Annotated in this window: 8 protein-coding genes and 1 pseudogene; 2 read left to right on the forward strand and 7 right to left on the reverse strand. The window is 59.8% G+C overall.

The annotated features are described in order from the left end of the window. Nucleotides 1-2,452: 2,452 nt before the first annotated feature. Together BLU52_RS02525 and BLU52_RS02530 are read left to right on the forward strand one after the other, a co-directional pair. A pseudogene (locus tag BLU52_RS02525) lies at nt 2,453-3,635 on the forward strand (MFS transporter). 159 nt (nt 3,636-3,794) lie between these two features. Next, on the forward strand, nt 3,795-4,058 hold the full coding sequence (locus tag BLU52_RS02530; protein WP_090281741.1) for a hypothetical protein: 264 nt from the start codon (nt 3,795-3,797) through the stop codon (nt 4,056-4,058). Between the two features lie 215 nt (nt 4,059-4,273). Here the strand turns inward: BLU52_RS02530 and BLU52_RS02535 are convergent, their stop codons facing one another. The 7 genes from BLU52_RS02535 to BLU52_RS02565 all read right to left on the reverse strand — a co-directional run bounded on the left by BLU52_RS02535 (nt 4,274) and on the right by BLU52_RS02565 (nt 13,117). After that, complete coding sequence (locus tag BLU52_RS02535; RefSeq protein WP_090281742.1) at nt 4,274-5,254, reverse strand: peptide ABC transporter ATP-binding protein; 981 nt, start codon at nt 5,252-5,254, stop codon at nt 4,274-4,276. Then, complete coding sequence (locus tag BLU52_RS02540) at nt 5,254-6,222, reverse strand: ABC transporter ATP-binding protein (RefSeq protein WP_090281743.1); 969 nt, start codon at nt 6,220-6,222, stop codon at nt 5,254-5,256. The genes BLU52_RS02535 and BLU52_RS02540 overlap by 1 nt, the downstream gene beginning before the upstream one ends. 10 nt (nt 6,223-6,232) lie before the next feature. Then, the gene (locus BLU52_RS02545) at nt 6,233-7,159 is read right to left on the reverse strand and encodes an ABC transporter permease subunit (RefSeq protein WP_090281744.1); all 927 of its coding nucleotides are present in this window, start codon (nt 7,157-7,159) and stop codon (nt 6,233-6,235) included. A 10-nt stretch (nt 7,160-7,169) separates the two neighbouring features. Further along, nucleotides 7,170-8,180 carry an ABC transporter permease subunit gene (locus BLU52_RS02550; protein ID WP_016771720.1) on the reverse strand — a complete coding sequence of 337 codons (1,011 nt, stop codon included), beginning with the start codon at nt 8,178-8,180 and terminating at the stop codon, nt 7,170-7,172. Between the two features lie 73 nt (nt 8,181-8,253). After that, on the reverse strand, nt 8,254-9,849 hold the full coding sequence (locus BLU52_RS02555) for an ABC transporter substrate-binding protein (protein WP_090281745.1): 1,596 nt from the start codon (nt 9,847-9,849) through the stop codon (nt 8,254-8,256). Nucleotides 9,850-9,926: 77 nt separating this feature from the next. Next, on the reverse strand, nt 9,927-11,342 hold the full coding sequence (locus BLU52_RS02560; protein ID WP_090281746.1) for an OprD family porin: 1,416 nt from the start codon (nt 11,340-11,342) through the stop codon (nt 9,927-9,929). A 176-nt stretch (nt 11,343-11,518) separates the two neighbouring features. Beyond that, nucleotides 11,519-13,117, reverse strand: a complete 1,599-nt coding sequence (locus BLU52_RS02565) for an ABC transporter substrate-binding protein (RefSeq protein ID WP_090281747.1) — start codon at nt 13,115-13,117, stop codon at nt 11,519-11,521. Between the last annotated feature and the right edge of the window lie 292 nt (nt 13,118-13,409).

The raw sequence follows: 13,409 nt of genomic DNA on the forward strand, positions 1-13,409 counted from the left end.
CTTACGGCGAGTCCCTTTTTCAAACGCCGGAGTGCCGGCCCAGCAAAAAGGAACCAAAAGGCTTTGCTCCTGCGTTCGGCCCTCGCAGGCTCGGGTCCCTTCGCTCCGGGATCGATCCGCTCAGCCTTCCGATGTCGCAGGTTAGGCAAGATCAAGATCAAGGGCACTCGAGCTAACGCTCATTGTTGAGTGGTGAGAAGCGCCGCATGGCTTGGGATTTTCGGTGGATTCGCCCCTCACCCCAGCCCTCTCCCGAGGGAGAGGGAGCCGATTCGTGGGCCGTTCAAAACCTGAGTTCGGCTCGGTATTTCAGATCGGCGTACCTTCCCCAAACAACTCGGTCAGTCCCCTCTCCCTCCGGGAGAGGGCTAGGGTGAGGGTGCTTTTGATCTTCAAAATCCGGGTTCGACGCGGCATCGCACTTCGGGGCGCCTCGCTCAAACACCAGATCTGGCTGCGCCAGACGGTCGCTGCGCTCCCACGCCCGGATCAATCCCTCCGCTCAGCCTTCCGATGTCGCTGGTGGATCAAGATCAAAAGCACCCGAGCTGGCGCTCATTGTTGAGTGGTGAGAAGCGCCGCACGGCTTGAGATTTTCGGTGGATTCGCCCCTCACCCCAGCCCTCTCCCGAGGGAGAGGGAGCCGATTCGTGGGCCGTTCAAAACCTGAGCACGACTCGGTATTGCACGTCGGCGTGGCTTTCGCATTCAGCTCGGTCAGTTCCCTCTCCCTCCGGGAGAGGGCTAGGGTGAGGGTGCTTTTGATCTTCAAAATCCGGGTTCGACGCGGCATCGCACTTCGGGGCGCCTCGCTCAAACACCAGATCTGGCTGCGCCAGACGGTCGCTGCGCTCCTACGCCCGGATCAATCCCTCCGCTCAGCCTTCCGATGTCGCTGGTGGATCAAGATCAAAAGCACTCGAGCTGGCGCTCATTGTAATGAGTGGTTAGAAGCGCCGCACGGCTTGAGATTTTCGGTGGATTCGCCCCTCACCCCAGCCCTCTCCCGAGGGAGAGGGAGCCGATTCGTGGGCCGTTCAAAACCTGAGCACGACTCGGTATTGCACGTCGGCGTGGCTTTCGCATTCAGCTCGGTCAGTTCCCTCTCCCTCCGGGAGAGGGCTAGGGTGAGGGTGCTTTTGATCTTCAAAATCCGGGTTCGACGCGGCATCGCACTTCGGGGCGCCTCGCTCAAACACCAGATCTGGCTGCGCCAGACGGTCGCTGCGCTCCCACGCCCGGATCAATCCCTCCGCTCAGCCTTCCGATGTCGCTGGTGGATCAAGATCAAAAGCACCCGAGCTGGCGCTCATTGTTGAGTGGTGAGAAGCGCCGCACGGCTTGAGATTTTCGGTGAATTCGCCCCCTCACCCCAGCCCTCTCCCGAGGGAGAGGGAGCCGATTCGTGGGCCGTTCAAAACCTGAGCACGACTCGGTATTGCTCGTCGGCGTGGCTTTCGCATTCAGCTCGGTCAGTTCCCTCTCCCTCCGGGAGAGGGCTAGGGTGAGGGTGCTTTTGATCTTCAAAATCCGGGTTCGACGCGGCATCGCACTTCGGGGCGCCTCGCTCAAACACCAGATCTGGCTGCGCCAGACGGTCGCTGCGCTCCTACGCCCGGATCAATCCCTCCGCTCAGCCTTCCGATGTCGCTGGTGGATCAAGATCAAAAGCACTCGAGCTGGCGCTCATTGTAATGAGTGGTTAGAAGCGCCGCACGGCTTGAGATTTTCGGTGGATTCGCCCCTCACCCCAGCCCTCTCCCGAGGGAGAGGGAGCCGATTCGTAGGCCGTTCAAAACCTGAGCACGACTCGGTATTGCACGTCGGCGTGGCTTTCGCATTCAGCTCGGTCAGTTCCCTCTCCCTCCGGGAGAGGGCTAGGGTGAGGGTGCTTTTGATCTTCAAAATCCGGGTTCGACGCGGCATCGCACTTCGGGGCGCCTCGCTCAAACACCAGATCTGGCTGCGCCAGACGGTCGCTGCGCTCCCACGCCCGGATCAATCCCTCCGCTCAGCCTTCCGATGTCGCTGGTGGATCAAGATCAAAAGCACCCGAGCTGGCGCTCATTGTTGAGTGGTGAGAAGCGCCGCACGGCTTGAGATTTTCGGTGAATTCGCCCCTCACCCCAGCCCTCTCCCGAGGGAGAGGGAGCCGATTCGTGGGCCGTTCAAAACCTGAGTTCGGCTCGGTATTTCAGATCGGCGTACCTTCCCCAAACAATCGGTCAGTCCCCTCTCCCTCCGGGAGAGGGATAGGCGGGCGGCGTTCCGATGAGGGGCTTTTTGTTGCTGCTTGAAAATGGGGAACTGTCAGGCATGAGGAATTTTCTGTAGGCAATTTTCTTCAGCAACGTAGCCCGACTCTGTTTTTACTTCGCCAGGCCTTTGCCTCGCGACATTGCGCTTGATCCGGTTTAGTGTTCAAAGAACCCTCGCCCTCAGCGGATGTTTCATGCTCAACGGACTGACCCATCTCCTGCGCCCCAACGGCTATTTCACCCCAATGGCCTGGGTCCTCGCCGCGCTTTTATTCATCAACCGCCTCAGCGCCATGGTCAAGCTGTTCATGGCATTGTATCTGCGTCAGGAGTTGGGTTTTGCGATTGAAACCGTCGGCTGGTTGCTCTCGGCTTATGGCGCAGGTTTGCTGGTCGGTTCAATGCTCGGCGGTTGGCTCAGTGATCATGTGCGCACGGCGCGGCTGACGGCGGCGCTGTTTTTTGTTTCGGTGTGGGTGCTGATGTTGCTGGGGCTGGTGACGCAGGTGGCGTGGCTGGCCGGTCTGTTGTTTGCTCAGTGGTGTGATTGATGGGGCGATTCGTACGCTGCATCAGCGGCTGATCATGGAGTACTGCGAAGTTGCGCAGCGTTCGCGGGCGCAGGCGTTGAGTCGGGTGGCGCGTAATCTGGGCATGGCGGCTGCCGGGGTGGCGGGTGGGGTGTTGGCGCAGGCGGATTTTCGCTGGGTGTTTTTTGTCAGTGCGGCGATGACGATGCTGGCGTTGTTGTGGTTTGTGCGCACGACGTGGCGGCGGCCGATCATTAAGCAAGACGGAGCGCGGGAGACGGTTTCAGGCTCGCCGTATCGCGATAAACCGTTTCTATGGCTGCTGGCCGCGACCGCCATGCTCGGTATCGCGTTCGATACGGTTTACAGCACGCTGGGCAATTATCTACGGGATTACTACCACCTGAGCACCGAAGTGATCGGCTGGCAATTCGGCCTCAATGCGTTGCTGGTGATTGCGCTGCAGATTCCGCTGTCCCACTCGGTCGAACGCTGGGGCGCGCGCTGGCAGATGCTGGCCGGGAGTGTGCTGCTGGCGTGCGGGCTGGGGATGTTGCCGTTCGGTTCGGGGCTGTTTTACGTATGTCTGTCGACGGTTATCTGGACGCTGGGCGAGGCGCTGTTCATGCCGCCGCTGAATGTGCTGGCGATGCAGTTTGCCCAGAGTGGCAGAAGCGGTCAGTACTTCGGATTGTTCTTCATGAGCTGGAGTGCCAGCGCGTTGTTATCACCGATGCTCAGCGGGCAGCTCTATGGCGAATTTGGCGGGCACAGTGTCTGGCTGATGAGTGCACTGCTGGTGCTGATCTCGATTCCGCTGACCTGGCACGCCACGCGCGGCGCTTAGCTGTTTCGGTTATGAGCTTTATTCGAAAGCAATCTGTCTATCAAGGGCATTTCTGCCCATGCCGTCGCGTCCTAAGTGGTGAGTCGGATGGTTCGCAACTAGATTTCACACGGAGCCAGTCCGGCAAGCATGTCTTAGCGCAACAGGATGGAGTCGGCCATGAAAAGCAGATTGCTACGGGTTTTGATGTTGTTGAAATTGATGGTGATGCTGTCTCTTGGCACCGCGACGGCGTGGGCCGAGTGTGAGGATCACGATTCGCAGGCGTTCAATGGGCAGGTCGGGCACAGCGGACTGATGCTCGCCAAATCGGAGTCGGAGCCGGGGGACATGAATCAGGGCGGCAGCGCCGATGATGACGACTCGACGACCGGTGATCCGGATACCGATGATATGGATGATGAGGGCGATAGTCAGACGTAGATTGCCGACCAAAAGAGAACCCCTTCGGCCTCGGCTGATGCGCAATCGAGGCGAAAGGGGTTTGTTAACACGTCACTCTGGTTGAAATGCGATCCGTGTAGGCCTTCGCCTGCTCGCGATAGCGGAGGATCAGTCGATGAGGATGTTGACTGAAATAACGCTATCGCGAGCAGGCGAAGGCCTACAATTGGCTTTTTGTTGCTTTCCGGATCTGCTTACGCCGCGCCGTCGAGGAATTGCTCGGCGTAGTGGCAAGCCACCTGCCGATTATCCAGTTCACGCAACAGCGGCTCTTCGGTGCTGCAACGCTCGGTCGCATACGGGCAGCGCTTGTGGAAAGCGCAGCCCGATGGCGGGTTCAGCGGGTTGGGCAGTTCGCCGACGATCTTGATTTTCGGCTTGTTCGGGTCCGGGTGAATGGTCGGGGTCGCCGACAGCAGCGCCTGGGTGTAAGGGTGCAGCGGGCGCTCGTAGATGTCGTTTTTCGGGCCCAGTTCCACCGGGCGCCCGAGGTACATCACCATCACGTCATCGGCCACGTGCTGCACCACCGCGAGGTTGTGCGAGATGAACACGTAGGCAGTGTTGAACTCCTGCTGCAGATCCATGAACAGGTTCAGCACCTGGGCCTGAATCGACACATCCAGCGCCGAGGTCGGTTCATCGGCCACCAGCACTTTCGGTTGCAGCATCATCGCCCGGGCCAGGGCAATACGCTGGCGCTGACCGCCGGAGAACATGTGCGGATAGCGCTGGTAGTGCTCGGGACGCAAGCCGACCTGCTTCATCATCGCCTGGACTTTCTCGCGACGCTCGGCGGCGGAGAGGTTGGTGTTGATCAGCAGCGGTTCGCCGAGCTGGTCACCGACTTTCTGCCGTGGGTTCAGCGACGCGTACGGGCTTTGAAAGACCATTTGCACGTCTTTGCGCAGTTGCTTGCGTTGCGCCTTGTCGGCACCGGCAACTTCCTGGCCGGCGATTTTCAACGAGCCGGACGATGGGTCTTCAATCAGCGTCAGCGCACGGGCGAGGGTGGACTTGCCGCAGCCCGACTCGCCCACCACGGCGAGGGTCTTGCCGGCTTCCAGTTCGAACGAGACGCCGTTGAGTGCGCGCACGGTCGCATGGCCCTTGAACAGGCCACGGGAGACTTCGTAGTGACGGGTCAGGTCGCGGGCGGTAAGTACGACGGCCATTACGCCACCTCCTGGTTCAGCGGGTAGAAGCAGCGGGCGAGGCTGTTGCTTTTCGGGTCAAGGCCGGGACGCTGCGCGCGGCAGTTGTCCTGCACGTACGGGCAGCGCGGCGACAGCAGGCAACCTTGCGGACGGTCGTAACGGCCCGGGACGATGCCCGGCAGCGTCGACAGGCGTGAGGCACCGAGGCTGTGCTCGGGAATCGCCTTGAGCAGGGCTTCGCTGTATGGGTGCGCCGGGATGTCGAACAGTTGCGGCACCTGGCCGACTTCCACGGCCTGGCCTGCATACATCACACAGACGCGCTGGGCGGTTTCGGCGACGACGGCGAGGTCGTGAGTGATCAGCACCAGGCCCATGTTCTGTTCTTTCTGCAACGCCAGCAGCAGATCCATGATCTGCGCCTGAATCGTCACGTCGAGGGCGGTGGTCGGTTCGTCGGCGATCAGCAGCTTTGGCTCGCCGGCAATTGCCATGGCGATCGCGACGCGCTGGCTCATGCCACCGGAGAGTTGATGAGGGTAGGCGTCCATTCGGCTGGCGGCGCCAGGGATTTCAACTTTTTCCAGCAGTTCGATGGCACGCTTGCGCGCTTGCTTGCCGGACATTTTCAGGTGCAGGCGCAGCACTTCTTCGATCTGAAAACCGACGGTGTAGCTCGGGTTCAGCGCGGTCATCGGGTCCTGGAAAACCATCGACAGGTCTTTGCCAACGATTTGTCGACGCTGACGGTTGCTCAGCTTGAGCATGTCCTTGCCGTCGAAGCTGAGCGAATCGGCGGTGACGATGCCGGGATGCTCGATCAGGCCCATCAGCGCCATCATGGTCACGGATTTACCCGAACCCGATTCGCCAACGATGGCCAGCACTTCGCCTTTGTCGACTTTCAGGTCGAGGCCGTCGACCACGGGTGTGGCGTTCTTGTCGCCGAAGCGGACGTTGAGATTCTTGATTTCTAGCAGTGACATGGGAATCTCCTCAGGCGGCGTTCTTGAGTTTCGGGTCCAGCGCATCGCGCAGGCCGTCGCCCATCAAGTTGATTGCCAGCACGCTGAGCAAAATGGTCAAGCCAGGCAGACTGACTACCCACCAGGCGCGTTCGATGTAGTCGCGGGCCGAGGCCAGCATCGTGCCCCACTCAGGGGTTGGCGGTTGTACGCCGAGGCCAAGGAAGCCCAGGGCGGCAGCATCGAGGATCGCCGACGAGAAGCTCAGGGTCGCCTGCACGATCAGCGGCGCCATGCAGTTAGGCAGCACAGTGATGAACATCAGACGCGGCAGGCTGGCACCGGCCAGGCGCGCAGCGGTGACGTAGTCGCGGTTCAGTTCGCCCATCACCGCGGCACGGGTCAGACGCACGTAGGACGGCAGCGAAACCACGGCAATCGCGATCACGGTGTTGATCAGGCCAGGGCCGAGGATGGCGACGATCGCCACGGCCAGCAGCAGCGACGGCAGGGCCAGCATGATGTCCATCAGACGCATGATGGTCGGGCCGATCATCTTCGGGAAGAAACCGGCGAACAGACCCAAAAGGATCCCCGGAATCAGCGACATCACCACCGACGACAAACCTATCAGCAGCGACAGGCGCGAGCCCTGGATCAGGCGCGAGAGCAGGTCACGGCCAAGCTCATCGGTGCCGAGCAGGAATTGAATCTGCCCGCCTTCGAGCCACGCCGGTGGTGTCAGCAGGAAGTCGCGGTATTGCTCGCTCGGGTCATGCGGCGCAACCCACGGCGCGAAGATCGCGCAGAAAATGATCAGCAGCATGAACAGCAGGCCGGCAACGGCGCCCTTGTTTTTCGCGAAGGCTTGCCAAAATTCCTTGTACGGCGACGGGTACAGCAGGCTTTGATCCACGGCGGACGTGGCGGTGGCTACTGAGGATGTTGGAGTGCTCATGGTATTGACCTCAGCGCTGATGACGGATGCGTGGGTTGGCAAAGCCGTAGAGGATGTCCACCACGAAGTTGACCAGAATCACCAGGCAGGCGATTAACAGGATGCCGTTTTGCACCACCGGATAGTCCCGGGCGCCGATGGCTTCGATCAGCCATTTGCCGATGCCGGGCCAGGAGAAGATGGTTTCGGTCAGAACCGCACCGGCCAGCAGCGTGCCGACCTGCAGGCCGACCACGGTGAGTACCGGAATCAGTGCGTTACGCAGACCGTGGACGAACACCACGCGCGACGGCGACAGACCTTTGGCCTTGGCGGTGCGGATGTAGTCTTCGCGCAGCACTTCGAGCATCGACGAACGGGTCATCCGCGCGATCACCGCCAGCGGAATGGTGCCGAGCACGATGGCCGGCAGAATCAGGTGATGCAGCGCATCGAAGAACGCGCCGACATCATCGGCCAGCAGCGTGTCGATCAGCATGAAGCCGGTTTTCGGCTCGATGTCATACAGCAGGTCGATCCGCCCGGAGACCGGCGTCCAGCCCAGACTCACCGAGAAGAACATGATCAGGATCAGGCCCCACCAGAAGATCGGCATCGAATAGCCCGCGAGGGAGATGCCCATCACCCCGTGGTCGAACAGCGATCCTCGCTTGAGTGCCGCGATTACCCCGGCCAGAAGCCCGAGGATGCCGGCGAACAGCAGGGCGGCCATGGACAGTTCCAGGGTCGCCGGGAAGAGGGAGGTGAATTCGGTCCAGACGCTCTCACGCGTACGCAGTGATTCGCCGAGATCGCCTTGGGCCAGTTTGCCGATGTAGTCCAGGTATTGGGCGTACAGCGGTTTGTTCAGACCGAGGCGTTCCATTGCCTGAGCGTGCATTTCGGGGTCGACCCGACGTTCGCCCATCATCACTTCCACGGGGTCGCCCGGAATCATGCGAATCAACGCGAAAGTCAGCAAGGTGATGCCGAAAAACGTGGGGATCAACAACCCCAGTCGGCGGGCAATAAAACTAAACATCTTGTGTGGTACCTCATCAGCCGGTTAGGCGTGTCCGGCGTCCCTCAGGTCAGGGACGCCGGGCGTTTCTTATCTACTTCACCTGGGTGGTGGCGAAGTTATTAGTGGTGAGAGGGCTGATGTGGTAGCCCTCTACATTCTTGCGCATTGCAGTGAACATCCGAGTATGGGCCATGCTGATCCATGGCTGGTCCTGATTAAACAGCACTTGTGCCTGTTCGTAGAGCGCGGCGCGTTCGGCCGGATCTACTTTAGCCCGTGCTTCATCCAGCAGCGCCTGGAATTTCTCGTTGCACCAGCGCGCGTAGTTTTCGCCGTTCTTGGCGGCCTCGCAACTGAGCATAGGCGTCAGGAAGTTATCCGGGTCGCCGTTGTCGCCCGCCCATCCGGCCGACACCATGTCATGCTCGCCGGCCTTGGCGCGCTTGAGCATTTCGCCCCATTCCATCACGCGGATGTCGATCTTGATCCCGACTTTCGCAAGGTCAGCCTGCATCATTTGCGCACCGAGCATCGGGTTGGGGTTGGTCGGACCGCCGCCGTTGCGAGTGAACAGGGTGAACACGGTGCCATCCGGTACGCCGGCTTCCTTGAGCAGCTTGCGCGCGGCGTCGAGGTCGCGTGGCGGGTTTTTCAGGTCGTGGTTATAACCCAGCAAGGTCGGCGGGTACGGGTTGACTGCAACCGACGCGTTGCCTTTGCCGAACAGCGCGTTGACATAGGCTTCCTTGTCGAAAGCAATGTCGATGGCTTTACGCACACGCACGTCGCTCATGTATTTGTGCTGGGTGTTCATGGCGATGTACGAAACGGTCATCGCGTCCAGCTCGTCGACTTTCAGGTTGCTGTCTTTCTTGATGCTCGGGATGTCGTCCGGCTTCGGATACAGAGCGATCTGGCACTCGTTGGCCTTGAGCTTCTGCAAACGCACGTTGTTGTCGGTGGCAATGGCCAGGATCAGCGCGTCGGCCGGTGGCTTGCCGCGGAAGTAGTCCGGGTTGGCCTTGAAGCGCACCTGCGCGTCCTTGGCGTAACGCTGGAAGATGAACGGGCCGGTGCCGATCGGCTTGTTGTTCAGATCGCCGGTCTTGTTGGCCTTGAGCAACTGGTCGGCGTATTCGGCCGGGTAGATCGACGAGAACGCCATGGCGATGTCGGCCAGGAACGGCGCTTCGCGGCGGGTCAGGGTGAACTTGACCGTGTTGTCGTCGACTTTCTCGACGCTTTTGAGCAGTTCCTTGAAGCCCATGCTTTCAAAGTACGGGAAGCCCACGCTCGACAGTTTGTGCCACGGGTGATTCGGGTCCAGTTGACGCTGGAAGCTCCAGACCACGTCGTCGGCGTTCATGTCGCGAGTCGGCTTGAAGTATTCGGTGGTGTGAAACTTGACGCCTTTGCGCAGATGGAACGTGTAGGTCAGGCCGTCTTCGCTGATGTCCCAGGACTCGGCGAGTGCCGGGATCACTTCGGTGGTGCCGGGTTTAAAGTCGGCCAAGCGGTTGAAGATGGTTTCGGCCACAGCATCCGCCGTGACTGCAGTCGTGTACTGGACCATATCGAAGCCTTCCGGGCTGGCTTCGGTGCAGACCACCAAGGGTTTGGCCGAGACGCCGACAGCGACACTCAGCAACGCAGCCGCGATGGCCGCACGTAGGGGAAGCATTTTCATCGATAACCCTCTGCAATCGGTTGAAGACAAAAAACCAAACGGCCGACTCATCATGAGTCAGCCGTCGGTTGGCGTTTTTACAGAATGTTGAACGGAATCGTGGTCACCAGACGGAACTCGTTGATGCTGCCGTCCGCCTGGTTTTCGCTGGCGCGGTGCGCGGTGTAAGTGCCGCGAATGGTCGTCGCTTTAAGCGGGCCGCTTTGTACCGCGTAGGTTGCACCGACGCCGTATTCATAGTGGTGCTCGCCGTCCATCGCCTGCACGCCGTCATAGCCGCCACCCTTGTAGTGAGTGCCGTCGATGCCCCAGCCGCGCGCCTGGTAGATGTTGAATTTCAGGCCCGGCACGCCGTATTCGGCCATGTTGATGCCGTAGGAAACCTGGAAGGATTTCTCGTTCGGGCCGTTGAAGTCCGAGAGCAGGGAGTTGGCCAGGTAGATACCGTTGGTTTCGTGCAGGTAGTCGAAGTACTCGTTACCGTTCACTTCCTGATACGAGAAGGTCAGGGTATGCGCCAGGTGGGTCAGGCCGAACGACAGCGAGTAGGTGTCGTTGTCGATGTCGCCCAGCAGCTTTTTACCTTCGTCGACGGTCTTGTAGTAGTTCAGGCCGGTGGTCAGGCTGAGGATCGAGCTGTCACCCAATACGTGGGTGGCGCCGAAGTAGTACTGGTTCCACAGGTCTTCGGCCTGGGTACCCCACAGGCTGGTGGTCAGGCTGGCGAACGGCTGGTACGAGATACCGGCGGTGTTGACGTGATCGGCTTCGGCGTTGATGTCGCCGTACTCGGAGCGGAACTTGCTCAGGCTTTCTTCGGTACGTGGCGAAACGCGGTCGAAGGTCGCGACGTCGAACGCCAGGTTGTTCAGCTCTTCGCTGTGGATCGCGATACCTTCGAAGCTCGATGGCAGCGGACGGTTACCGATCACATCGACCTGCGGGCTGCTGAAGTTCATGCGGCCGGCGGTCAGGGTGGTGTTGGAGATGCGTGCCTTGACGTTGGCCAGGCCCAGCTTGCTCCACTGGCCGACAGCGTCGCCGCCTTCGCGGGTCAGGGTACGGTTGTTGCCGGCGCCAGGACGGGTGCCCGGTGCGCCACCATTATTGGCAGCGAGGTTCTCGCGGTCACGCTCCAGGGCGATGGCGTTGTATGCGGCCACTTCGGTGCTGAAACCGACCGTACCTTCGGTAAAGCCCGAGTTGTACTTGATGATCGTGCCTTGCACCCAGTTGATGCGACGGTCGGTTTCGTTGGACTGACCGTTTTTGCGGTAAGCGAACTTGCCGCCGCGCTTGAGTTGTTCGTTGGCATACCAGTTGCGGGTCGAACCGCTGATCGATTGCCCTTCGAGGAAACCGGTGGCTTCGGCCTGGGCGCTCTTTTCGTTGACGGTCACTGGCGTGAACGCCTGGCTTTGGGTTTCCGCATAAGCCGTGGCGGTGATGCTGCTGATGGCCAGGGCCAGTATCGCGGTGCTGCTCAGTTTCATGGGTGAAGCTCCTTTACTTTCTTTTTATCCCGGCTTTTTTTGGTAGACCGGTTATTGGTTTAGAACTCGTTCACACATCGCAAACGTTTGCAAAAGGCCGGGTTGACGAATTTCGGCAAAGCGCTTGCGTGAGGGGAGTACACGGCTCCCCTCAGCGTTGCGGCTAATCGGTAGGTTTAATCGATACTGACGCCCGAAAATACGTTGCGACCGAACGGGCTGACTTTGAAGCCCTCGACCTTGGTGCTTAACGGCTGGTTGACCGTCGAGTGGGCGACTGGCGTGATCGGCACTTGCTGTTTAAGCAATTGCTGGGCCTGTTTATAAAGCACGGTGCGCTGTTCGCGGTCGGTAACGACCTTGGCTTGTTTAATCAGCTTGTCGTATGCCGGATCGCACCACATGGAGTAGTTGTTGCCGCCAATCGCATCGCAGCTGTACAGGGTGCCGAGCCAGTTGTCCGGGTCACCATTGTCGCCGGTCCAGCCGATCAGGCTGACGTCGTGTTCGCCATTCTTGGTGCGCTTGATGTACTCGCCCCATTCATAGCTGACGATCTTCACTTTCAGACCGATCTTCGCCCAGTCGGCCTGGAGCATTTCGGCCATCAGTTTGGCGTTCGGGTTGTACGGGCGCTGCACCGGCATGGCCCACAGGGTGATCTCGGTGCCTTCTTTCACACCGGCAGCCTTGAGCAGTTCCCTGGCTTTTTCCGGGTTGTAGGCGGCGTCCTTGACGGTGTCGTCGTAGGACCACTGCGTCGGTGGCATCGCGTTGACGGCCAGTTGACCGGCGCCTTGATAAACAGCGTTGAGAATCCCTTGTTTATTCACCGCCATGTCCAGCGCCTGGCGCACTTCGAGCTGGTCGAAAGGCTTGTGGCGGACGTTGTAGGCGATGTAGCCGAGGTTGAAACCGGGCTTGGAGATCAGTTGCAGTTTCGGGTCGGCCTTCAGCGCTTCGACATCGGCCGGACGCGGATGCAGGGTGATCTGGCATTCGCCTGCCTTGAGCTTCTGCACCCGCACCGAGGCGTCCGTGTTGATAGCGAAGATCAGATTGTCGAGCTTGACCCGGCTCGGGTCCCAATACTGTTTATTAGCCGTGTAACGGATGTTCGAATCTTTCTGATAACTCTTGAACACGAACGGCCCGGTGCCGATCGGTTTCTGGTTGATGTCGCTCGGCTTGCCTTCGGCCAGCAGCTTGTCGGCGTATTCGGCGGACAGGATCGCGGCGAAGCTCATGGCGATGTTCTGGATGAACGCGGCGTCGACGCTGTTGAGCGTGAACTCCACGGTCAGTGGCCCGGTCTTTTCGACCTTGGCGATGTTCTTGTTCAGGCTCATCCCGTTGAAATACGGGAATTCGGTCGGGTAAGCCTTACGAAACGGCTGTTGCGCATCAAGCATGCGATTGAACGTGAACAGCACGTCGTCGGCGTTGAAGTCGCGGCTCGGTTTGAAGTAAGGGGTCGTATGAAATTTCACACCTTCACGCAGGTGGAAAATGTATTTCAGACCATCCTCGGAAATATCCCACGTTGTTGCCAGGCCAGGTACGACATTGGTCGCGCCCTTTTCGAACTCGACCAGGCGGTTGTACAGCGGTTCGGCGGCGTCGTTATCGGTGGCCGTCGTGTATTGCGCGGTATCGAAACCCGCCGGGCTGCCTTCCGAGCAGAACACCAGGCTTTTCTGTGCGGCGAAACTGGCGGACGACGCGGCCAACAGGCCAGCACCCAGCAATGCGGACAATTTCAAGGTATGGCGCATGACGCTCCCTCTTTTTTTAATGGTGTGCAATGCGCTTTGGCCCCGATCCCGGGACGTTCATGGCGCATTGAGCTCAATCCAATACGTACGGCAAAACCGGTGGCCCACGCAGACACTGGTCAGTACGCGACGGTAGGCACCGTGCTTCTGGCAGTAAATACGTAAAAGCCTTAATGCTCGTAGGAAAAGTCGACGCGCCTATACCGAAGCAATCATCTACTACGGATTTTGGTGTAGGCCTTTTCCTGTTTGCCCGGTAGAAAAAGCAACGGCGACGTCAGAAACGCCGCCG

Origin of the sequence: Pseudomonas granadensis (assembly GCF_900105485.1) — a bacterium.
Classification (GTDB): domain Bacteria; phylum Pseudomonadota; class Gammaproteobacteria; order Pseudomonadales; family Pseudomonadaceae; genus Aquipseudomonas; species Aquipseudomonas granadensis.

Bases quoted from the DNA above. Each gene is read 5' to 3' on its own strand.
- BLU52_RS02555 (WP_090281745.1), bottom strand. From the start codon at position 9,849: ATGAAAATGCTTCCCCTACGTGCGGCCATCGCGGCTGCGTTGCTGAGT.
- BLU52_RS02535 (WP_090281742.1), bottom strand. From the start codon at position 5,254: ATGGCCGTCGTACTTACCGCCCGCGACCTGACCCGTCACTACGAAGTC.
- BLU52_RS02565 (WP_090281747.1), bottom strand. From the start codon at position 13,117: ATGCGCCATACCTTGAAATTGTCCGCATTGCTGGGTGCTGGCCTGTTG.
- BLU52_RS02560 (WP_090281746.1), bottom strand. From the start codon at position 11,342: ATGAAACTGAGCAGCACCGCGATACTGGCCCTGGCCATCAGCAGCATC.
- BLU52_RS02545 (WP_090281744.1), bottom strand. From the start codon at position 7,159: ATGAGCACTCCAACATCCTCAGTAGCCACCGCCACGTCCGCCGTGGAT.
- BLU52_RS02550 (WP_016771720.1), bottom strand. From the start codon at position 8,180: ATGTTTAGTTTTATTGCCCGCCGACTGGGGTTGTTGATCCCCACGTTT.
- BLU52_RS02540 (WP_090281743.1), bottom strand. From the start codon at position 6,222: ATGTCACTGCTAGAAATCAAGAATCTCAACGTCCGCTTCGGCGACAAG.
- BLU52_RS02530 (WP_090281741.1), top strand. From the start codon at position 3,795: ATGAAAAGCAGATTGCTACGGGTTTTGATGTTGTTGAAATTGATGGTG.